Below are 23515 nucleotides of genomic sequence, written 5' to 3'. Positions count from 1 at the left end.
AACAAATTTATGCTCAATTATGGTTGATAGTCCTATCTTTGCCTGCGAAAAGAAAAATGATGGAAGAGAAAAAGATCATACAACTCACCGAAGATGGGAGTCACACCCTCTATGTCCCGTCTTTAGATGAACATTATCATTCGGTAAACGGAGCCTTGCAGGAATCGGCTCATGTCTTTATTGATGCCGGTTTGAAGGAGATCCGGAAAGACGAGATCCGCATCCTGGAGATTGGTTTTGGCACCGGGTTAAACGCCTTACTCGCGCTTCAATATACCGCGCTTTCCCCTTCCAAAAAGATTCATTACCATACGATCGAGCGCTATCCATTAGACAAGGAGATTACCGACAGCCTCAATTACGGGCAGGCTATCGGCCCGATGGGTGCGGCGTGGTTCCGCGAAATACATGCGGCCGAATGGGGTCGTCCGGTTCCGATCACCGATCGGTTCACCCTATACAAAACAGAGGGCGACAGCAATACTTGCTCTCTGCCCTCTATTATTGATTTAATATTCTTCGATGCTTTTGCCCCGGATAAACAACCCGAGATGTGGCAACCTGCGATCTTCGAGAAGCTCTACGCAAACGCCTCACCTCATGCCCTGATCGTCACCTACTGTGCCAAAGGCGAAGTGCGCCGCCGCATGCAACGTGCCGGATTCAAGATGGAACGCCTACCCGGTCCTCCGGGAAAAAGGCATATGTTAAGAGGAATAAAGGAGTTAGAGTAACGCCTTGATCTTTTCTTCTATTTTTGCTTTAGGTACGGCGCCGACTTGCTTGTCAACCATTTTGCCATCCTTAAAGAATAAGATGGTCGGGATGTTACGGATACCAAATTCCGTAGCGACATCATTATTTTCATCCACATCGACTTTACCGATATTCACCTGTCCTTCATATTCCGTAGCCAATTCATCAATCAGCGGACCAACCATGCGACACGGTCCACACCATACCGCCCAAAAATCCAAGACCAGCGGTTTGCCGGAGTCGATATACTCTCTAAAGTTTGAATCTGTAATTTCTAATGCCATTTTGTTCTATGTTTAATATTCAATTGTATCGTTTTAGCGATGTCAAAAGTAATCATTCTTTACGGGCCGACCAAACCTATTTATTGATTTTGAAGTCAACATTCTCGTTCCCTGTCAGATAATCAATCAGTTCACGGGTAACATTCAACCGGACATTTTTCGAGAACAAATCCAACATCACATTATGCTCGCCGTCAATTACTTTGAAATATAACAAACTATTCCCGGGATTGTTCTTTATCAAAACGGATAATTCGGTGATCATCGGCTCATCCAGGTCGTGGATCGGCAAAGTGATACTGATCCGCTCGATCAGTTTGTCTTTCTCATCCTGCAACAGGCTGACTGTTCCGATACGGAATTCCAGTTCTTCTTCGCGCCAGCGCTTGGGTTCGACCTTCCCGCGCAGAAGCAGATACATGCCGGGACGACCATATTTGTTATACTCCACATAGTCGTTTCCAAACAACGGGATCTCCGCGCTCCCCGTAAAATCCTCGATCTTGAGGATACCGTAGGGACTGCCCTTTTTGGTCATCCCCTCCCGGAAATCGGTAATGATACCGCCCATCAATACTTCCCGTCCGCGCAGGGTCTCGATCTCATTCAGTTCAGCGATACCGGTATTGCACACATACTCCAGGATGATCCGGTATTCGTCCAACGGATGAGCAGACAGATAGATGCCCACCAGTTCTTTTTCTTTGTTCAACCGCTCCAGATCGCTCCAGCGTTCACAAACCGGGATCGGCGGTTTGGATATTTCAATCATATCCGCATCACCAAACAAAGAATTGGCTGCCGATGCTTTATCCATCTGATATTTATTCCCGTAGCGCACCAGGGTATCCAGGAATATCTCCCCATCCTTCCCACCGACGGCAAAAAACTGCTCCCGGATGATTCCCATATTATCAAACGCGCCGGACAAAGCCAAAGCTTCTATATTCTTTTTATTACAGGCCGTCAGGTTCACCCGCTCGACAAAATCAAAGATATTGGTGAACGGACGGTTTTTGCGCTCTTCGATGATATTCATCACCGCACTCTCGCCCACCCCCTTGACGGCACCGATCCCGAAACGGATATCCCCTTTTTTGTTTACAGAGAATTTAAGCATCGACTCATTGACATCCGGCCCTAAGACCTGAATACCCATCGCTTTGCATTCGTCCATAAACTTCGTGATTTCCGTGATGTTCGAGATATTCCGGCTCAACACCGCCGCCATATATTCCGAAGGATAATGTGCTTTCAGCCAGGCGGTCTGGTAGGCCACCCACGAATAGCAGGTCGCGTGACTCTTATTGAAGGCATAGGAAGCAAACTTCTCCCAGTCGGCCCAGATCTTATTCAGTATCTTTTCTTCGTACCCGTTTTCTTTCCCCCCGTTAAGGAATTTCTCTTTCAGGGCGTTCATCTTATCGATCAACTTCTTCCCCATCGCCTTTCGCAACTCATCCGACTGGCCGCGGGTGAAGTTCGCCAACAGACGCGACAGGAGCATGACCTGTTCCTGATAGACCGTAATGCCATACGTATCTTTCAGGTAACGCTCCATCACCGGCAGGTCGTAGGTGATCTCTTCCCGTCCGTGCTTACGGGCGACAAAAGAAGGGATATAATCCATCGGTCCCGGACGATACAGGGCATTCATCGCGATCAGGTCTTCAAACTTCGTCGGTTGCAATTCGCGCAGATACTTCTGCATCCCGGCCGATTCAAACTGGAACGTGCCGGTGGTCTTGCCCGCACTATAGAGTTCATAGGTCAATGGATCTTCAATATCGATCTTATCGATATCGATCCGTTCGCCCGTGGTCAGCGAGACATTCTCGATCGCCTCTTTGATGATCGAAAGCGTCTTCAACCCGAGAAAGTCCATCTTGATCAGGCCGGTATCTTCAATCACCGCCCCTTCGTATTGGGTCACCAGGATCTCTTCGCCGGTCTCTTTATCTTTCGTGGTGCTTACCGGCACGACATCGGATATATCATACTTCCCGATAATCACCCCACAGGCATGTACCCCGATATTCCGGACATTGCCTTCAAGCGCCTGCGCGTACTTCAATGTATCACGCATCGTCGGATCCGGCGAATTGGCAGCCTCCCGCAGCTCCGGCACATATTCGATCGCCGCTCTGAGGTTCACCTTTTTGATATCCGGGATCTTATCGGGCACCAGTTTCGCCAGGCGGTTCGATTCGGATAGCGGCAATTTCTGCACACGCGCCACGTCTTTGATCGCCGATTTGGTTGCCATCGTTCCATACGTGATGATATGAGCCACTTTCTCTTTCCCGTATTTTTCGGTTACCCAGTTCAAGACCTGTCCGCGCCCGTCGTCATCGAAGTCCACATCGATATCGGGCATCGAGATACGGTCGGGGTTCAGGAAACGCTCGAACAGCAGGTCGTATTTGATCGGGTCGATATCGGTAATACCCAGGCAATAGGCCACCGCCGATCCCGCCGCCGATCCACGGCCCGGCCCCACGGCAACCCCCATCTCACGCGCGGCAGCGATAAAGTCCTGCACGATCAGGAAGTAACCCGGGAAACCCATATTCTTGATGGTCTCCAACTCAAAATCGATCCGTTCCCGGATCTCATCATTCAAGGTATCGCCGTATTTCCGGTCGGCGCCCTGATAGGTCAGGTAGCGCAGGTAATCGTCGTCGTCTTTGAATGCGTCGGGGATCGGAAAGTCGGGCATATACGGCCCGTGGTCGATGGAATAATACTCCACCTTGTCGGCCACCTCGAGCGTATTACGCAAAGCCTCGGGCAGATCGGCAAACAACTGGTTCATCTCCGCCGTCGACTTCATCCATTCCTGTTTGGAGTAACGCATACGAGAGGGATCATCAAAATCTTTCCCCGTACTCAGGCAGATCAGGCGGTCGTGCGCCTCGGCATCTTCTTCGTTCACAAAATGCACGTCGTTGGTCGCAATCAGTTTCACCTGGTGCTTCTGTGCCAACTCGATCAACGTTTTGTTGACTTCCAACTGGGTCGGATAAGTGGTCGGATCGGCTTTCGGATCGGTCGTCTTATGCCGTTGCAACTCCAGGTAAAAATCGTCGCCGAAAAGGTTCTTGAACCACAACAAAGATTCTTCCGCCTTGTCGACCCGGCCTTTCATAATATGTTGGGGCAATTCACCCCCCAGGCAGGCAGAACTTACGATCAGGTCTTCGTGGTAGCGCTCCAACAACTCCTTATCGATACGCGCGCGTCCGTAAAAACCTTCCGTCCAGCCCAGCGACACCATCTTGATCAGGTTTTTATAGCCGTTCAGATTCTTCGCCAGCACCACCAGATGCCAGCCGCTCAGGTCTTCTTTCCCGTCTTTCTTCTCCCGGCCGTTGCGCGCGCAGTAGCACTCACAGCCGATAATGGGCTTGAACAGGTGCTTCTTTTCTTCCGCTATTTTTTCGGAGAGCTTCTGGATACGTTCCAGCTCCTCTTCCGTGGGATTCGATTTATCATTCAGGGCGTCGAGCTCTTTCTGACAATCCTTGATCACCCCCATGTATTTACTGTTCTTCTTGTTTACTTTATTGAAAAATTCCTTGATCCCGAACATATTTCCATGGTCGGTCACGGCAATCGCAGGCATCCCGTCTTTCTGCGCCTTATCGATCAGCGCATCGATAGAAGCCTGTCCGTCTAACAAAGAATATTGGGTATGAACATGTAAATGAACAAATGGTTCCATAGGTGTCAATCACTTTTAGTAAAATTCCCTCAAAGATACAAAAAACGAAAGAATAGAGTAAGCGTTTGACGATTGCGTTTATCCGGAATTTACAGATCCGAAAGGAGTCCTTGCGGAACAGACACCCCCAAAATAGCCTCCGAACAGAGTTTTTCGTTTTTTTACTTACATCATACAGGATTTTCCATATCACTGTAAATCACATATATAAAAAAACAAAAAAGGCAAAAAACCCCTAAAACTCCTGTATGATGCAAGTAAAAAAACGAAAAACTGTTTAGGGTGATAGGTTTACCACTGTTTGCCGTTTGCATTTGTTAACACTCCCCGTTTAAGAACAAAAGCACCCTCCTTCCCCAAAAAGGCTGCCGGAGTTTTCCAAAAGGCCGGCAGAGTTTTCCAAAAGGCTGCCGGCCTTTTTCACCTACAACTCAACATTTATATGGAAGAAAATGTGAAGATTTTCTTCGGTAGTTAGTAGTGGGTAGTTGGTAGTTAGTAGGCGCGAAGCGGTAAATAGAAGGAAATGTGAAGATCGCGACGGTGAACGCCGTAGGCGTTACATGTGGATAACCCCGTGCAAGCCGAAGGCGCAGCTCGGGGTGAAGACATCACCACTCCACGCACTCCGTAGGAGTGCTACATGAGACATTGTTGAACTCCTTCGGAGTTCCTGTGTGAGGGGAGTTCCTTGCCCCGAGCTGCGCCTTCGGCTTGCACGGGGTTATCCACATACAAGTCCTACCGGACTTGCGAATCCTCAATTCTCAAAATACTTGAAGCCGAGCGCAGCGCGTTCCCGAAGGCCTCTCAATGAACAATGCAGGCCAAATAACTATTATTAATACTATTACGATTTAATCATAATAAAAAGAATCGTATTTTTGGCGATGATATGAGAAAGCTACCGGTCAATGCCGCCTTCATTTTACTGCTATTATCCATCAGTGGCATCCTTTACTGGACCTGCCATTCACCCTATAATGACCCACAGGAGAACGTTGAGCAACAGCCCCTGGCGGAAGTCGAGCCCGACAGCATTCCCCTGCCACCGCCGATGGTTCTCTCGCCCTTCGAGTGCTGGCTGAAAGATTCGATCACCAAAGATTTTCTGATGGGAAAAGTCAACCGTCACACCCACCCCATGTTTGCCAAGGTGACGGAAGAGCATACGGAGCGGAAGATCTATCTTTTGAAACCGGTTTATGAAGCCTATATAAAGATGTATGAAGCGGCGCTTGCCGATGGGGTCCGGTTGGTGATCACTTCCGGCCACCGCACCTTTGTCGAGCAGGTCTGCGAATGGGAATTGCGCTGGAACAACCCGCTGACCGACGAACCTTTCCGTAACGACACGGAGAAGGCGCGCTTTCTGTTGCAATACCGCTCCATGCCCGGTACCTCGCGCCACCATTGGGGCACGGATATCGACCTGAACAGTTTCCGCCTGTCGTATTTCGAAACCAATGAGGGCCGGAAGCTCTACGAATGGTTACACGCCAACGCGCATCGGTTCGGGTTCTTCCAACCTTATACCGCGCAGGACGAAAACCGCCCCACCGGCTATTGCGAAGAAAAATGGCACTGGAGCTATCAGCCGATAGCCCAAGAGATGCTTACCCACTACCTGCGTTTGATAGAGAAAGAGGATATCAAAGGCTTCAAGGGCGACAAAGCCGCCCAACACCTGAATATCATAACCGATTGGGTATGCGGAATTAACGGGATGAAAAATTCCTAAACCAGATCCTGGTCGATCTGCGTATATTCGATCATCGAACCCGGGCAATCCAAGGTTTCATTCTGATCCACCCAGATCAGTTTCGAGATATCATAACCGATCAGGCTGGCTTGATGAATAAACGCCCGGCGGATATCTTCCGGTATAGTATGCTCGCGCGAAAGCAGCCACAGGTGACGAAGGTCTTCCCCAACCACCAATGCATATTTATAATCCGCATCGATTCCAATCACATTATAACCGAAATACAACGGCTTGCGGAACGAAAGCAACATCTTCGCCTCGTAGATCGGACCGGCAAATTTCGCCATGCCGATATTGATTTCTTTCCGTTTCTTATAGTAATTATACCAACGCTTCACCACACGCAGATTCCCATTGGGCTTCAGGGAAAAGTCGACAGAGGTATTCATAATGTTCCGGTCGAACTTATAATCCAAACGGGCCACCTCGTACCATCTACCCAAAAACCGATCGATCTCAAACGGATTCACCGCAACGGCTTTCCGCGGAATTGTCTTACGCATATACCATCCGACCACTGCACCGGCTGCCAGTACGGCTGCCCCTGTCACTATCAAACTGCTCTTTTTCATGTGATATCTTGTTTTATCTGCTCTTTAATACATAACACTCCGTAAAGTTAATTGTTTTTCTCAATTATCAAAAAAACAAATCCGAGAAATTACCCGATTCATTTATGCCGGGTTTGACTCGATTTATGCCGGGTTTTTAAAGTGCTGATATATGTCGACACTTCGATAAGCCGGCTACTTTTACCACGAAAACCGGATAAGGATTGCGCTGATAGTTGTATCTTTACCCGCAATTCATAAAGAAAAAACGATGAAACAGCCTTTTCTTTTTCGCATGCTAATCGGGCTATTATTGAATAGCCTGACCGTTTTATATGCCCAGCAACAGGAATTGGAGCCATTGCCCATAGATCCTGCCCTGCGCTATGGCCAATTGCCCAATGGCATGACCTATTATATCCGCCACAACGACCTGCCCAAAGAGCGGGCCGATTTTTATATCGCGCAAAACGTCGGTTCGATCCTGGAAGAAGAGAACCAGCGCGGCTTGGCTCACTTCTTGGAACACATGGCATTCAACGGATCAAAGAATTTCCCGGAGAAAGGGATGGACCGTTTCACGGAAAGTATCGGCATGCGGATGGGCGAAAACCTGAATGCATACACGAGTTTTGACGAAACGGTTTATATGTTGCGCAATGTCCCGGTGACCCGGCAAGAGGTGATCGACTCCTGCCTGTTGATCCTCCACGACTGGTCGGGATTCCTGGCTCTGACCGACTCCATGATCGAGAAAGAACGCCCGATCATCCGCGAAGAATGGCGGACGGGACAGGATGCGCAGGTGCGCCTATGGGAGCAGCAACTGCCCAAACTCTTCCCGGACAGCCGCTACGGACACCGCCTGCCGATCGGCACGATTGAGGTGATCGACCACTTCCAACCGGAAGAATTGCGGGCGTATTACCACACATGGTATCGCCCCGACCTGCAGGCGGTGATTATCGTGGGCGATATCGATGTCGACCGGACAGAGGAACGGTTGAAAACGATGTTTGCCGATATTCCCGCGCCGGTCGATCCGGCGCCGAGGGTAACCTTCGAAGTGCCCGACACAGATATCCCGCCGGTCTCGATCGCCACCGACAAAGAGGCTTCCGACCTGATCCTCTACCTTTTTTATAAGCACGACAAGATGCCGCGCGAATGGGAAACGACGCTGATGGGGCTGGTCAAAGATTATATCCGAAGCGTATCGGCGACCATGATCAACGAACGCCTCGACGAACTGACCCAACAGGCCGATCCGCCGTTTATCTATGCCGAGGCGGGTGATGGCGACTATATGGTGGCGCGCACCAAAGGTGCCTGGACAGCTGCGGCCGTGGCCAAAGAGGGCGAGATCGAATCGACATTGGGTGCATTGGTGCGCGAGACCGAGCGGCTCCGCCAATACGGTTTCACCGCATCCGAATACGAACGGGCGCGTACCAACCTATTGAAAGCCTACGAAACGGCATACAACGAAAGAGACAACCAGCGCAACGGGGCGTACGTGCAGGAATATGTCAGCCACTTCACCGAAGGGGGATATATCCCGGGCATTGAAATGGAATATATGCTACTCAACCAGATCGCGCCGAATATCCCGGTCGAACAGGTCAATCAGTATGTACAAGACATGATCGACGAAGACAATTTCGTGATCGCCCTGACCGGACCCGACAAAGCCGGCATCACCTACCCCACGGAGGAAGAGCTATTGATCGCTTTCTTCCGGGCACGCCAGGAGCCGGTGGAACCTTATCAGGAAACGGTGTCCGACGAGCCGTTGATCCCGCAACTGCCGGTGCCGGGGCGGATCACGGAGGTGACGGAAGATCCGCTCTTCGAAACGACGATCCTCACCTTGGAGAATGGCATCAAGGTGGTGTTGAAACAGACGGACTTCAAGAAAGACGAAGTGCGCATGACAGCGACCAGCCCGGGCGGCAGTACGCTCTTTGGCTCCGACGAAACGGAGAACCTGAAAGTGTTTAACGACGTGATCGGTCTGGGTGGATTGGGCAACTTCTCCGCCATCGAACTGGGGAAAAAACTGGCCGGTAAACAGGTATCCTGCGCTACCTCTCTCGGACTCGATCATGAGAGCGTCAACGGCTCGAGCACACCGGCCGATCTGGAGACCTTGTTCCAACTGATCTACCTCTCATTCACCGCCCCGCGGGCCGACGAAGAGGCCTATACCTCGTTCGAAACACGCCTGAAAGCCCAGTTGCAGAACCTGGAACTCAACCCGATGGTGGCGTTCAGCGACTCCTTATCCGCCGCCCTCTACCGCGACGACCTCCGTGCCCAACGGATCCGTCCGGAAGATTTCGACAAGATCAGCTATCCGCGTATCCTGGAGATGTATAAAGAACGGTTTGCCGATGCTTCCGATTTCGTCTTTACCTTTATCGGCAATATCGACGCCGAAACGATCGTGCCCTATATCGCGCAATACCTGGCCACACTGCCCACCTTGAACCGGACCGAAAAAGGCAACGAAGCGGAGGTGCCGGCCATCCGGGAAGGGAAGTTCACCAACCATTTCCGGATGAAACAGGAGACGCCCAAAGCCTCCGTCGCCCAGGTCTATGCGGGGAATATGCCTTACAACCTGGAAAACATCCTTACGGCAACCCTGTTGCGGCAGATCCTCGATCTGGTCTACACCGAAAAGATACGCGAAGACGAAGGCGGCACCTACGGCGTACGCACCTCCCTGCGCATCTCCTCTTTCCCCGAAGGCGAAACGACCCTGCAGGTCTATTTCGATACCGACCCACCTAAACGGACGGCATTGAGTGGCATCGTGCGCAGCGAACTGCGTCGCATCGCCCAGCAGGGTCCGCGCGAAGAAGATTTCCGCAAGTCGGTCGATAATATGATCAAACGCCATGCGGAAAACCTGCAGGAGAATGCCTACTGGCTCAATGTGTTGGACAATTATTATTATAGAGGGATTGATTCGCATACCGGATATACGACGATCCTGCAGGCGATCAGCCCGGAAAAGGTCCGTACGTTCGCGCGCGAACTATTGGATCAGGGAAATACGATCGAAGTGGTGATGGAGCCCTAATCTTTTCCCGTCGAATGCGTGCGAAATTGAAAGCAAGGGCTTACCTTTGCCCGGATAAATACAGAAAAACATGGACAGAGAGTTTCGATCGAAGGTAGACTGGTGGTACCACCTGGTACTGATCCTCGTAGGCGGGGGCTGTGTCGCCGCGTTCCTGCAGGCAGGGATCTGGCCGATCATCGCCATGACCGCCATCACCCTGTTGGCTATTCACGTCTTCCTCAACACCTGGTACCGGATCACGGCCGACGGTTTCCTGATCGCCCATTGCAGCATCTTCCCGGAAAAGAAGATCGCCATTGTCGATATTCAAGCCTTGGAGCCGACCATGATGCCGGCCTCCAGCTATGCTCTATCACTCGACCGCCTGATGATCTGGACCGAGAAAGGACCCTGGATGATGATCTCACCCCGCAACAGAAAAGAATTTATCAAACTCCTCCGCGAAATCAATCCGGAGATAACCATTAAAAAGGAGGATACGTTTCTATGAAAGCAGCGTATGGAATTGATTATTCAAAAAATTGGAAAACAGCACTGTGCGTTTTTCTTGTTCTTTATTTTGCAGCGCTTATTTATCTATCGATCCGCCAGGAATGGGGACCCGTGATATCCTTTTCCCTGAATCTGGTCGTTTTGTATTTTATTCTGCGCAGAAGCAATACCCGGCATATCCAGATAACGGATAACAACCGGTTAATGCTGGGCGCGCATCAGTTTGAAATCCAAGCGATCGACCGAATCAGCTTTTATGACAACTATACATTCCAGGTGTATTATACCTTCGGAGGCGAAGCCCGAACCAGCCCGAAAATACGGTTGAAAGAAAGAGACAAAGAGGACTTTTTAAATACGCTTATAGCTATAAACCCAAATATTCAAATCAATTAAATCTAAGCAACATGAAGTACGATGTAGCCATTATCGGAGGCGGTCCTGCCGGATATACCGCGGCAGAACGGGCGGCACATGCCGGCTTATCCGTAATCCTTTTCGAGAAAAACGCGCTGGGCGGTGTATGCCTGAATGAAGGATGTATCCCGACCAAGACCTTATTGTATTCCGCCAAGACGTATGATACGATCAAATCGGCGGCGAAATACGCGGTGAAAGCGGAGAATCCGGAGTTCGATCTATCGAAGATTATCGCGCGGAAGAATAAGGTTGTCAAGAAACTTGTCGCCGGGATCCGCATGAAAATGGCGAACGGCCAGGTGGAAGTGATCAACGGCGAAGCAGCGATCCAAGGCAGAATAGCCGACGGCACACTCACCATCGCCAGCGGAGAGAATACATACGAAGCCGCTCATCTATTGTTGTGCACCGGCTCGGAAGCGATCGTTCCGCCGATCCCCGGCCTGAGTGAAACAGAATTCTGGACCAGCCGGGAAGCCTTGCAAAGTAAAGAATTGCCCGCTTCGCTGATTGTGATCGGCGGGGGCGTGATCGGTATGGAGTTTGCTTCGTTCTTCAATAGCCTCGGCACGGAAGTACACGTGGTGGAGATGTTGGACAAATGCCTCGGCCCGATGGACCGCGAATTGTCGGATCTGCTGCAGGCGGAATATGCCAAAAGAGGTGTGAAATTCTACCTCAGCCATAAGGTGACAGCGGTGAACGGACAGCAGGTAAGCCTGGAAAAGGACGGTGAAACCGTCGTTTTAGAGGGTGAGAAGGTATTGTTGAGCGTAGGGCGTCGGCCGGTAACCAAAGGTTTCGGACTGGAAGAACTGGGCGTGGAACTGTTCCGCAACGGCATCAAAGTGAACGAATATATGCAGACTTCGGTTCCCAATGTGTATGCCTGTGGCGACATCACGGGCTATTCTCTCCTGGCACATACGGCCGTGAGCGAGGCGGAGGTGGCGATCAACCATATCGCCGGCAAAAACAAACCGATGAGCTACAAAGCGATCCCCGGCGTGGTGTACACCAATCCGGAAATCGCCGGCGTCGGCGCTACCGAAGAGGAACTGCAGGCTGCCGGTACAAACTATACGGTGAAGAAGATCCCCATGGCTTTCTCCGGTCGCTTCGTGGCAGAGAACGAGATGGGCAACGGCGTATGCAAACTGATCCTGGCGGAAGACCAGACGGTGATCGGCGCCCACCTATTGGGCAACCCGGCATCCGAACTGATTATCATCGCCGGCATCGCCATCGAAAAAGGAATGAAAGCGGAAGAATTTGGCTCGTTCGTTTTCCCCCACCCAACCGTTGGGGAAATCCTTAAAGAGGCAGTATTTTCTTAGTGGAAAGTTGAAAGTTGAAAGTTGAAAGCGTTTCAAATACGACCTCAACTTTCAACTTTCAACTTTGCTTTACGCTTCGCTAAGCGATTTTCAATTCAACGTTAAATTCAATGGAAGGTTATATAGGCATACAGATAGGGGAATATCAATTGGTCAAAGATGTGATCTTTGCCATCCTGTTATTCCTCTTTCTGACCTTTGCCTTGATCTTCAACTCCCACTTCCGGCAGTTCTCCAAGATGATGAAGAATGTGGTGCACGTCAAACAACGGCAAAGCCTGTTTGAAGTGACACTGGGCAATATCAAAGAAAACCAGTGGCTCTTCCATATTTTTATGATTTTCCAGGCCCTGCTTCTGTGTGCCCTGTTTGCCTATTATGCCGGAATTACAATCCTTCAGCTACCGGTTGGCTCTCTAAAGACAATCCTGAGCTGTATCGGTATTTCCCTGGCGGTGATTACACTTTTCTATTTTTTCAAACAGGGGATTTATCGGCTTTTCGGTTGGACATTCGCCGACCCAGAGCGTACTAAGCTGTGGAAAATCAATTATATAGCAACCATAGAGTCGGGAGGAATCTTATTCTATCCATTGATCATCCTCTCGTTTTTCAGTAATATTCAGCCGATCTTCTCTCTCCTTTTGTTTTTCTTTCTCTACATCTTGTGTCGTTTTGTAATATTTTACAAGTCTATACGAATATTTCAGATAAAAGAGGACGGTTTATTATTTTTCTTTTTGTACCTTTGCGCCCAAGAAATTATGCCTTTATTCTTATTATTTAAAGGCGTTGAGTTTTTGTATAACTTTATCGATGTGAGTACTTTATGGCGTTGAATATTAAAAAAATGCTGGTGTCACAACCGGAACCTGCATCAGAGAAATCTCCTTATTTCGATATTGCAGAGAAATACGGAGTTGAGATTGATTTTCGTCCTTTCATCAAAGTGGAGGCTGTATCAGCCAAAGAATTCAGACAACAACGAATTGCCATTTTAGACTATTCCGCGGTTATTTTTACCGCCCGGACGGCGATCGATCATTTTTTTCATCTATGCGAAGAGTTGAGGGTTACCGTTCCCGAGACCATGAAGTATTTCTGTATGACCGAACAGATCGCAGTCTATCTGCAGAAATACATTGTTTACAGAAAGAGAAAGATTTTTTATGGGACAGGCAAACCCGAAGACCTGGTCGTCCTTATCGCCAAACATGCGAAAGAGAAATATCTGGCTCCCGTGTCGGATGTGCATAAAGACGATTTATTCGCGATGCTCGACACAAAGAAAATCGATTATACCAAAGCGATCATGTATCGTACGGTAAGTAATGAATTTTCGAAAGAGGAGACTTTCGATTATGATATGTTAGTATTTTTCAGCCCGTCCGGTATCTCTTCCCTGTTGAAGAACTTCCCGGACTTCAAGCAGGAAGATATTAAGATCGGATGCTTCGGCCCGACCACCGCGAAAGCGGTGAAAGAAGCAGGCCTCCGCCTGGACGTGGAAGCGCCCACCCCGGAAGCTCCCTCTATGACTGCCGCTTTGGATCAGTATCTGAAGAAGGCGTCCGGAAAGAAATGACAACAACACCGCAAGGATATACCTTATCCAAAGAAGAACGCCTGTCGTGGAAACGTTATATTGACCTGTTGTTCGCAGAAGGTCAATCGTTTATAGCGTATCCACTACGGGTGATTTTTTTGCCCCTAAGCGAACCGATGCCCGCCCGCTCGGCCTTCCTGGTCAGTGTTTCGAAAAAGAAATTCAAACGTGCCGTCAAACGTAACCGGATCAAACGACAGGTCCGCGAATCCTACCGCCTGCGCAAACCCGAACTGTTCACCGCCCTGGAAGCCAAAGACAAACACCTATTGGTGGCTTTCCTCTATCTGGACAACGAACTCCATACTTTTCAGCAGATGGAGAAGGCTATGTCGAAGGCAATCCGTATCTTGCGGGAGAAAATATGATACGGAAATTCTTTACCTCCTTATTGCTTTTGCCGGTCTATTTCTATAAGTATTGCATTTCGCCTATGACACCGGCATCGTGCAGGTACACCCCTACCTGTTCGGAATATGCCGTGCAGGCGCTCAAGAAACATGGCCCCATCAAAGGCCTCTGGCTGGCCGCCAAACGCATCGCCAGCTGCCACCCCTGGGGAGGAAGCGGCTACGATCCGGTGCCTTAGGAGATCAAGGTCTTTTAAGTCTTTTAGGTCTTTAAAGTCCTAAAAGACCTAAAACTCCTAAAACTCCTAAAAGACCTAAAAGACCTAAAAGACTTAAAGATATAATCAAATGAATCTCTACAATATCCACACCCACCACCCCTCCGGCGCCCCCTCAGCCCTTGAGATCGTCAATATCCTGATCAAGGAGCAGCCAGATGAAACAGATGCCCCCTATCGTTCCTACGGCATCCACCCCGCCTATATATATAATGTAGAGGAGCAACTGGCGCAACTGCGCCAACAGGCCACCCTGCCTCAGACCGTCGCCATCGGCGAAGCCGGCCTGGATAAACTCGTGGCAACTGATTTCACCCTCCAACAACAGCTATTCAAGACCCAGGCCTTAGTTGCCGAACAGATCGGGAAGCCCCTGATTATCCATTGCGTCAAAGCCTGGCAAGAATTATCAGCGATAAAAAAAGAAATCACCCCCACCCAACCCTGGATCATTCATGGCTTCCGCGGCAAACCGGAACTGGCGGAGCAACTGATCGCACAGGGCTTTTACCTCTCCTTCGGCTCACGTTTCAACCCGGAAGCCCTGCGAAAAGCCTGGCCCGACCGCTTATTGGCGGAAACCGATGAAGCGGAAACATCCATACAGGCTGTCTACCAACAGCTGGCCGATGCCCTCTCCCTTCCGCTGGAGACGATCAGTTTCAAATTAGCTGAAAATACCACGTCTATTTTTTGTTTCCTTAAATAAGTCGTACCTTTGGCGCTATTCTTTTTTAACTATTAATATGTTATAATTTAATTCGATGAATTTTGTAGAAGAACTAAGATGGAGGGGCATGATCCATGATCTGATGCCCGGTACAGAGGAACAATTACAAAAAGGGATGACTTCAGCCTATGTGGGGATCGATCCTACAGCCGACTCCTTGCATATCGGCCACCTGGTCAGCGTGATGATGCTCAGGCATTTTCAACGTGCCGGACACCGTCCGATCGCGTTGGTCGGAGGAGCTACCGGCATGATCGGTGACCCGTCGATGAAGTCGGCCGAACGTAATTTGTTAGACGAAGAAGCACTCCGTCACAATCAGGAAAGTATCAAAAAACAGTTGGCGAAGTTTCTCGACTTCGACTCGGACGCGCCCAACGCGGCGAAGTTAGTGAACAACTACGACTGGATGAAGAATTATTCTTTCCTTGATTTCATCCGGGATATCGGGAAACACCTGACCGTGAATTATATGATGGCCAAAGACTCCGTGAAGAAGCGGTTGAGTGGCGAGTCGAACACCGGTTTATCTTTTACAGAATTTTCTTATCAACTCTTGCAAGGATACGATTATCTATACCTCTACCAGCACGAAGGCGTTCGCCTGCAGATGGGTGGCTCCGACCAATGGGGGAATATCACCACCGGCACGGAACTGATCCGCCGCAAACTGGGATCGGAAGCTGAAGCTTTCGCTCTGGTTTGTCCGTTGATCACCAAAGCCGACGGAGGCAAGTTCGGGAAAACGGAGTCGGGCAACGTCTGGCTCGATCGCCGCTACACCTCTCCGTATAAGTTCTATCAGTTCTGGCTCAACGTGAGCGACGCGGATGCCGCCAAGTATATCCGGATCTTCACCGCCCTGTCGCAGGAAGAAATCCTCGCACTGGAGAAAGAACAGGAAGCGGCTCCTCACCTGCGGGCCATCCAGAAACGCTTAGCCCGAGAGATCACCGTTATGGTTCACTCCGAAGAAGATTACGACGCAGCCGTGGAAGCTTCGAATATCCTGTTCGGCAACTCCACTTCCGAATCGCTGAAGAAGCTCGATGAAGACACCTTATTGGCCGTCTTCGAAGGCGTTCCTCAGTTCGAAGTCGCTTATAACGACCTGAAAGAAGGCATCAAAGCGATCGATCTGTTTACCGAAAAAGCAGCCGTATTCCCCTCCAAAGGCGAGATGCGCAAACTGGTACAGAGCGGCGGGGTAAGCCTGAACAAGGAGAAACTGACCGATCAGGACATGACAATCAACACTTCCAACCTATTGAACGACAAGTATCTGTTGGTTCAAAAAGGAAAGAAGAACTATTTCCTGTTGATCGCCAAATAAGATCCGCAGCAACACAGGCAGAAAAAACCGGCAAAATATTTGCATCGTAAGATAAAATACCTACCTTTGCAACGCTTTTGCAGAAAAGCATCGGATTGTCTCATGGTGTAATGGTAGCACTGCAGATTTTGGTTCTGCCTGTCTAAGTTCGAATCTTAGTGAGACAACGAATAATAAAATAAAGATCCTGGAAGTTATACTTTCAGGATTTTTTTTGTTCTTTTGTTATTGTAAAAGCCTTTAAAATCTATTATGCGGAGTTCCATCAGAGTGATATACTTATTCTTCTTCTTTTTGCTGCCGGCACTTGCCTGGGCGCAATGGAATTCTTTTATTATCAACTACAAGAAAGATCTCTTCGGACGAGGGGCGCAGACCTGGCAGATCCGGGCGTACGACAACAACCATATCTTCTGCGCCAATAAAAACGGCGTACTGCAATACGACGGCAACGACTGGCAGCTCTACCCGATGCAGAACGGCTCGGATGCCCGCTCGGTCTATGTCTCCCCCAAGCAGGGACGTATCTATGTCGGCGGAGAAAGTGAGTTCGGCTACCTGGAACCCAGGGAGTCGGGCGAACTGGTTTATACCGCCCTCTCCCCGCGGTTCAACGAGCAGTATAATATGTATGGGGGATACTGGGGCGTGTTTGAGTTGGATAATATGCTCTATTACGTGTCCGACCGCCATATCGTCAAGCAGATCGGCGATACGTTCACCGCTGTCCCCTCCGATTTCAAGATCGATTGCTCGGCGGTGATCAACGGGATACTCTACGTGGGCACGTTCAACGGCATCTGGATGCTGGTGGGAAATACCTGGATCCCGGCTCCGGGCAGCGAATCGGTCAGTAACAAATCGATCCGCGCCATTGTGCCCTACCGCAACGGCTTCCTTGCCGCCACCACTTTCGACGGATTGTTTTACGGTACCACCGAAGGTGTCGAACCGATTGTGACCGGAGCCGAAGAGTTTATGCGCCGCAACGAAGTGTTCTCCCTGGCGGTCTCCGACAACCATATTGCCATAGGCACCATCCACAAAGGGCTTTTACTGATCGATACGCAAACCGGCGTTTTCAGCTATTACAACGAGCAGAACGGCCTGCAGAACAATACGGTGCTGACCGTCAGTTTCGACCGCTCCGGCGACTTATGGCTGGGGCTGGATAACGGGATCGATTATATCTCTTTGCATAACTCCCTGACAAATTTATACACCAGCCCCTACTCCAAAGGGGCCGGATATGCGGCGATCATCCACGACGACAGATTGTATCTGGGTACCAACCGGGGACTTTTCCACCTGCCGTATCCGATAGCTATGGGCGAGAACGCGATCAATCCGGAATTGATTGCCGAATTGAGCGGGCAGGTCTGGGGACTGGAAAAGGTGGGCGACGAGATCTTCTGCCTGCACGACAAAGGGCTTTTCCTGATCAAAGGAAATACGATCGAAGCCATCCCCTCTTTCCGCGGCGCCTTGATTTGTCATCCCTTAGAGCATGAACCCGGCCGTTGCTGGATCGGCTCGTACGACGGACTCTTTATGATCGAAAAGCAAAACGGGAAATGGCATATCATCCACCGGGTGGAAGGCGTCTCTTCCTGGATGAAAACCGTCTTTTTTGAGTCCGACTATACCATCTGGATCCGGGATATGCACCAGGGCATGACCCGCGTAGAGATCGATCCCGCCACATTCACGCGCAAAGACAATGCCCGGCTATTTAACGAGAGCAATGGGTTTGAGACCATCCGGGATTTATATGCGCATTATATCTTCGGCAAACTGCGTTTCAGCACCTTATCGGGTATTTACCAATACGATCCGGCTTCGGAACAGATCGTGCGCGATGAAATGCTCAATAGCTTCCTATCGCCGAACACAAGCTACTCTCAGATCACAACGATCGACAGTACGTTGTTTGCCCTTTCGCCCGACCGGATACAGGTATTGCAGTTCGCCGCAGGAACCCCTATTCAAAGTATGCATTTCCCCTTCAGTGCTTCCCAGATCGATTTTATCCGGGAATACGAAGCATTGGTTCCCGTGGAAACCCATAAAGCCATTATCCCGAACGAGCGGGGATTTGCTCTATTGAATACCGAACGCTCTGCCGCGCAACAGCGTAAAGACCTTTTTATTCAAAACGTCTATATATCCTATCCGAAAGACTCCCTGATCTATACCGACAATATAAGTCACCACATCGCGACCTCCGAGATACCCTACCGACAGAACGCGCTCCGCTTCCAATACGCGCTCCGCTCTTTCGGACAGACCGGCCACGCGGAGTATCGCTACCGCCTCTTGCCTGACGCCCTGTGGTCGGAACCCACCTCCGCCACAGTCAAGGAATACAGTAACCTGGCGGAAGGAGATTATATCTTTGAAGTCGAAGTCTTGCTGCCGGACGGGGAAAATGCCATCCAGCATTATGCCTTCACCATCCTGCCGCCCTGGTATCGCACGCTCTACGCCTGGATCCTCTATCTATTGATGGCGCTGGCCGCGCTTTATTACCTGTATAAATGGGAAGACCGCCGCATTGCCCGCAAACGCAAAGCGGCCCTGGCCCAAAAAGAGCAAGAGATGATGCTCAAAGAACAGGAATATGACCGGGAACGTTTCCGCAAAGAGCAGGAGATTGCCGCCCTCAAAAACGAAAACCTGGAACAGGAACTGACCTTCAAAAGCCAGGAGATGGCCAACCTGATGATCCATTTCTCGCGCAAGAACGAAATCCTGCTTTCCATCAAACAGGAACTCTCCAAGATCACCGGCGAGATGAAAGGCGATGCCTTTGTCAAAAGCAAACGCATGCTACTGGCCCTGAACAACAGTATCGACAGCAATATCGAGTCCGACGACGCCCTCAAACGCTTCGAAGAACAGTTCAACCTCGTACACAACAACTTTATGAAGCGCGTGCGCGAGAGGCATCCCGACCTAAGCACCAGCGAAATCAAGATGTGCGCCTACGTCAAGATGGGCCTCTCCTCCAAAGAGATCGCCCCCCTGTTGAATATCTCCGTGCGCGGCGCCGAAACCCTCCGCTACCGCCTGCGCAAGAAAATGGAACTCGAACGCGAAGACAGCCTGACGGAATACCTCAACTCATTTGCTTGAAAATCAATCCATAAAGAAGAAAAAAATAATTCCTTTTCAAACTACCGGTAGTTTGTGCACAAAGTATTAGTACTTTGCGAACAAACTACTAATACTTTTTCGACAAAATACCCGAACTTTGCAAAATGGTTATAAAAGGCAGAGATGACGCAAATTGAAAATGAAATACAATACAGATGGGCATTAGCTAAAGTAGATGAACTTCTGGAGCTCACCGATGAACATACTCCGGCCGACCATCCCAATATGATTGAATTAAAACTGATCTCTGATTTAGTCGCAGACTATTCCGATGAACATTTTACAGCCAACGCCTAATACCGATTGACAACCAACCCCTTACCCTATTCTGACGTATTCCTGACGTATATATTTTCGTTCACTGACGTATTCGCGAATAGTCATTTTTTAACTATTGCGTGAACAAAGCGCCTATGTTTGCGTCAGTGAATATGTCAATCTTAAAATGATCGATTATGAGAAATCTTTTGTTAACATGTGTGTTGTTATTGGCCACAGCTTTCTCGTTGTACGCACAGAACGTACAGATAAAAGGTGTGGTGGTGTCGGCCACGGACAATGAGCCGTTGCTGGGTGTGAATGTCGTCGTTAAAGGCACGACAAACGGTACCGTCACCGGGCTGGATGGGGATTTTACCCTGAATGCTCCCGACGGAAGTCTCTTAACTATTTCGTATGTAGGGTACAAACCTTTGGAGATTCGGGCGAACGCTTCTTCTCCGATGCATATTGCTTTGCAGGAAGATTCGGAACTGCTGGATGAAGTAGTCGTTGTAGGTTACGGTGTGCAGAAGAAGAGCGTGGTGACTGCCGCGATCAGCCGGGTAACCGCCGAAGACTTGGGGACGAGCAAGCCTTCCCGCGTGGAGGATGTATTGAAAGGAAAAGTATCCGGGGTACAGATCACCCAGAGCTCCGGTCAGCCGGGTTCAGACTCCAAGGTGCGTATCCGTGGGATCGGTACGGTGAACGACAGTAACCCGTTGTATATCGTCGACGGCATGCCGGTGGGCGGTGGCATCAACTACCTGAACCCTGCCGATATTCAGTCGGTCGAGATCCTGAAAGACGCGGCTTCGGCAGCGATCTACGGTACGCGTGGGGCGAACGGGGTTATCCTGGTGACCACCAAAGGCGGCACCAAAGGCAAAGCGACCGTCAGCTATGATATGAGCTACGGCTGGCAGAACCCGTGGAAAAAGAAATCCGTGTTGAACGCGCAGGAGTACATGACTATCATGAACGAGAGCCAGATCAACGACGGCAACGCGCCGCGTTATACGCAGAGTGAGATCGCCGCTGCCGGCAAAGGCACAGACTGGCAGGACGAAACGTTCAATTACGACGCGCCTGTTCAGAACCATCAGTTGAGTATCAGTGGCGGAAACGAGAAAGCACAGTATTTCATCTCCCTGGGTTACTACAACCAGGAAGGGATCGTGGGTGGTAACTACGACAAATCGAACTACGACCGCTGGAGCTTCCGTACGAACACCACTTATGAAGTATTTGAAGACGTGACCCGTTCGTTCCTGAACAAGGTAAAGGTGGGTGTCAACGTCGGTTATTCCCGCAATAAATCTACCGGTATCGAGACCAACTCCGAATACGGATCGATCCTGGGTAGCGCCCTGGCGTTCAATCCGCTGGTTCCGGTCTATGCCGACGAAGCGACAGCCGCCTCTATCCTGGCGCAGTATCCGAACGCGGTGACCGACAAAGACGGTCGCGTATTCTCTATCCCGCCGACAGGCTTCCAGGAAATCGCCAACCCGGTCGGTCTGTTGAACCAACCGCGCAGCGAAAAGAGCAACGATGACAAGTTCGTCGGTTCATTATGGGCAGAGATCGATGTGTTGCCCGGCTTGAAGTTCAAGAGCAGCTACGGTTTCGACCTGGCATTCTGGGGCACCGACGGCTACGAATTCCCCTATTTCCTGGCTTCACAGGGAAAGAATATCACGCAAAGCTCCGTTTGGGGCCAGATGAACCGCGGATATACCTGGTTGGTCGAAAACGTCCTGACCTATAATAATACATTCGCGGACAAGCATAACCTGACTGTCGTATTGGGACAATCGGCCCAGAAATACCGCACCAAACAGATAGGCGGTAGCGACTACGACCTGTTGGAAACCGACCCGAGCAAGGCATGGATCAATTCGGCCATCGCCGACCGCGACCAGGAACGGATTTACGGCGGAAACGGCGGATTCACCTTCGAATCACTCGCTTCTTATTTCGGCCGTGTCGACTATAACTTTGACGAACGCTATATGCTTCAGGCAACACTTCGCCGCGACGGTTCTTCCAAATTCGGAGCGAACAACAAATGGGCGATCTTCCCCGCTGTGTCTGTCGGTTGGAACGTATTGAACGAGCCCTATATGCTCGATTACAAACCGACCTGGTTCGATGCCTTCAAATTCCGCTTTAGCTGGGGTAAGAACGGGAACCAGAACATCGGTAACTTCCGGTATACTTCTTTGATGGACGGTGGACAGAACTACTATTTCGGTGGTGGCTACTTGGTTTCTACGGATGCTAAGAGCGGAACGATGCAATACGGTACGTCTCCGGCGGCTATTCCCAACCCGAACGTGAAATGGGAAGAGTCCGAACAGATCGACTTAGGGTTCGACGCCCGTTTCTTCGGCAGCGCCCTGAGCTTTGGTTTCGACTACTTCAAAAAGAAAACCAACGGTATGTTGATGGACCAGCCCATCCCGTCGTATGTCGGCCAGAGCGCGCCGATCGCCAACGTGGGAGACATGGAGAACTGGGGTCTGGAGTTCGAACTGGGATGGAAACAGACGCTGGGAGATTTCAGCTATAACGTTTCGGCCAATGCCACCTATATGAAGAACAAACTGATCAAACTGGGTAACGCTTCGGGCGAAGCCACGTATGAAAGCGCGGGCGCTTCGGGCGTAGGTAGCTATGTGAAAGGCAGCAACGGTGAAGTATGGCCGTATTTCTACGGATACAAGACCAACGGCATCTTCCAGAACATGAACGAGGTGAACAGCTATGTCAACAGCAACGGCGAAAAGATGCAATCAGCCGCTCAGCCGGGTGATGTCCGCTTTGTCGACTTCAACGGCGACGGCGTGATCGACGATACCGACAAGACCAAGATCGGTAAAGGGATGCCCGACTGGACTTACGGTTTCAGCCTGGGAGCCGAATGGAAAAGCTTTGATTTGAACCTGTTCTTCCAGGGAACGATCGGCAACGACATCTTCGACTTCTCCCAGCGTGGGGATATCCCGGCGATGAACCGTCCGACATGGATCCTCGACCGTTGGATCGGCGAAGGCACGTCCAACAAGATCCCGCGTATGACGACCGCTAACCCGAACAGCAACTGGCGTTCTTCAGATATCTATATCAAAGACGGTTCGTACCTGCGTCTGAAAACGGCACAGATCGGTTATACCCTTCCTATTCACCTGACCCGGAAAGCTTCTGTTCAACGGCTGCGCGTATATGTTGCTGCCGAGAACCTGATCACGCTCACCGGATACGACGGCTTCGATCCGGAAGTCGCTTCCGGCGGATACACGACACTGGGTGTTGATAAGGGTGTTTACCCGCAATCGCGTACCATTTCTTTAGGTGCAAACATTACTTTCTAATTCA

General features: G+C 50.2%; 18 protein-coding genes. 15 read left to right on the top strand and 3 right to left on the bottom strand.

Going from position 1 to position 23515, the window contains the following annotated elements; genetic code table 11:
• Nucleotides 1–59 precede the first annotated feature (59 nt).
• Entirely contained in the window at nucleotides 60–734 is a 675-nt protein-coding gene (gene mnmD / locus M2133_RS12540) for a tRNA (5-methylaminomethyl-2-thiouridine)(34)-methyltransferase MnmD (protein WP_277466507.1), read from the top strand.
• Here mnmD and trxA read toward each other — a convergent pair.
• On the bottom strand, nucleotides 726–1040 hold the full coding sequence (gene trxA, locus M2133_RS12535) for a thioredoxin (protein WP_277466499.1): 315 nt from the start codon (nucleotides 1038–1040) through the stop codon (nucleotides 726–728). The genes mnmD and trxA overlap by 9 nt on opposite strands.
• Nucleotides 1041–1116: 76 nt before the next feature.
• Nucleotides 1117–4764: a DNA polymerase III subunit alpha gene (gene dnaE / locus M2133_RS12530; RefSeq protein WP_277466498.1), complete on the bottom strand. Its 3648-nt coding sequence runs from the start codon at nucleotides 4762–4764 to the stop codon at nucleotides 1117–1119.
• A gap of 895 nt (nucleotides 4765–5659) precedes the next feature.
• Here dnaE and M2133_RS12525 point away from each other — a divergent pair.
• Nucleotides 5660–6505 carry a M15 family metallopeptidase gene (locus M2133_RS12525; protein WP_277466497.1) on the top strand — a complete coding sequence of 282 codons (846 nt, stop codon included), beginning with the start codon at nucleotides 5660–5662 and terminating at the stop codon, nucleotides 6503–6505.
• Here M2133_RS12525 and M2133_RS12520 read toward each other — a convergent pair.
• Nucleotides 6502–7101, bottom strand: coding sequence for a lipocalin family protein (locus tag M2133_RS12520; protein WP_277466496.1), 600 nt, complete (start codon nucleotides 7099–7101; stop codon nucleotides 6502–6504). The two genes, M2133_RS12525 and M2133_RS12520, sit on opposite strands and share 4 nt — an antisense overlap.
• Nucleotides 7102–7375: 274 nt before the next feature.
• Here M2133_RS12520 and M2133_RS12515 point away from each other — a divergent pair, with 274 nt between their 5' ends.
• From M2133_RS12515 to M2133_RS12455, 13 genes are all read left to right on the top strand, one after another.
• A complete protein-coding gene (locus tag M2133_RS12515; RefSeq protein WP_277466506.1) occupies nucleotides 7376–10168 on the top strand; it encodes an insulinase family protein in 2793 nt (930 codons plus the stop codon).
• A gap of 70 nt (nucleotides 10169–10238) precedes the next feature.
• The gene (locus tag M2133_RS12510) at nucleotides 10239–10661 is read left to right on the top strand and encodes a PH domain-containing protein (RefSeq protein ID WP_277466495.1); all 423 of its coding nucleotides are present in this window, start codon (nucleotides 10239–10241) and stop codon (nucleotides 10659–10661) included.
• Nucleotides 10662–10774: 113 nt separating this feature from the next.
• On the top strand, nucleotides 10775–11059 hold the full coding sequence (locus tag M2133_RS12505; RefSeq protein WP_277466494.1) for a hypothetical protein: 285 nt from the start codon (nucleotides 10775–10777) through the stop codon (nucleotides 11057–11059).
• Between the two features lie 11 nt (nucleotides 11060–11070).
• Nucleotides 11071–12420: a dihydrolipoyl dehydrogenase gene (lpdA, locus tag M2133_RS12500; RefSeq protein ID WP_277466493.1), complete on the top strand. Its 1350-nt coding sequence runs from the start codon at nucleotides 11071–11073 to the stop codon at nucleotides 12418–12420.
• A 110-nt stretch (nucleotides 12421–12530) separates the two neighbouring features.
• Nucleotides 12531–13259 (top strand): DUF4271 domain-containing protein, encoded by a 729-nt coding sequence (locus M2133_RS12495; protein WP_277466492.1) that lies wholly within the window; start codon nucleotides 12531–12533, stop codon nucleotides 13257–13259.
• Nucleotides 13256–14005, top strand: coding sequence for a uroporphyrinogen-III synthase (locus tag M2133_RS12490; RefSeq protein WP_277466491.1), 750 nt, complete (start codon nucleotides 13256–13258; stop codon nucleotides 14003–14005). The genes M2133_RS12495 and M2133_RS12490 overlap by 4 nt, the downstream gene beginning before the upstream one ends.
• On the top strand, nucleotides 14002–14394 hold the full coding sequence (gene rnpA, locus M2133_RS12485; protein WP_277466490.1) for a ribonuclease P protein component: 393 nt from the start codon (nucleotides 14002–14004) through the stop codon (nucleotides 14392–14394). The genes M2133_RS12490 and rnpA overlap by 4 nt, the downstream gene beginning before the upstream one ends.
• Nucleotides 14394–14615 (top strand): membrane protein insertion efficiency factor YidD, encoded by a 222-nt coding sequence (gene yidD / locus M2133_RS12480; protein WP_277466505.1) that lies wholly within the window; start codon nucleotides 14394–14396, stop codon nucleotides 14613–14615. The genes rnpA and yidD overlap by 1 nt, the downstream gene beginning before the upstream one ends.
• A gap of 109 nt (nucleotides 14616–14724) precedes the next feature.
• A complete protein-coding gene (locus M2133_RS12475; protein WP_277466489.1) occupies nucleotides 14725–15363 on the top strand; it encodes a TatD family hydrolase in 639 nt (212 codons plus the stop codon).
• A gap of 55 nt (nucleotides 15364–15418) precedes the next feature.
• Nucleotides 15419–16717: a tyrosine--tRNA ligase gene (gene tyrS / locus M2133_RS12470; RefSeq protein WP_277466488.1), complete on the top strand. Its 1299-nt coding sequence runs from the start codon at nucleotides 15419–15421 to the stop codon at nucleotides 16715–16717.
• 270 nt (nucleotides 16718–16987) lie between these two features.
• Nucleotides 16988–19852, top strand: coding sequence for a transcriptional regulator (locus tag M2133_RS12465; protein ID WP_277466486.1), 2865 nt, complete (start codon nucleotides 16988–16990; stop codon nucleotides 19850–19852).
• A 144-nt stretch (nucleotides 19853–19996) separates the two neighbouring features.
• Entirely contained in the window at nucleotides 19997–20170 is a 174-nt protein-coding gene (locus M2133_RS12460) for a hypothetical protein (protein ID WP_277466485.1), read from the top strand.
• Nucleotides 20171–20328: 158 nt separating this feature from the next.
• On the top strand, nucleotides 20329–23511 hold the full coding sequence (locus M2133_RS12455; RefSeq protein WP_277466484.1) for a TonB-dependent receptor: 3183 nt from the start codon (nucleotides 20329–20331) through the stop codon (nucleotides 23509–23511).
• Nucleotides 23512–23515: the final 4 nt, after the last annotated feature.

This window comes from Parabacteroides sp. PF5-6 (assembly GCF_029504695.1).
Lineage (GTDB): Bacteria > Bacteroidota > Bacteroidia > Bacteroidales > Tannerellaceae > QVMG01.
The sequence above is the reverse complement of the archived record's forward strand: the minus strand, read 5'-3'. Positions and strand labels throughout refer to the sequence as shown.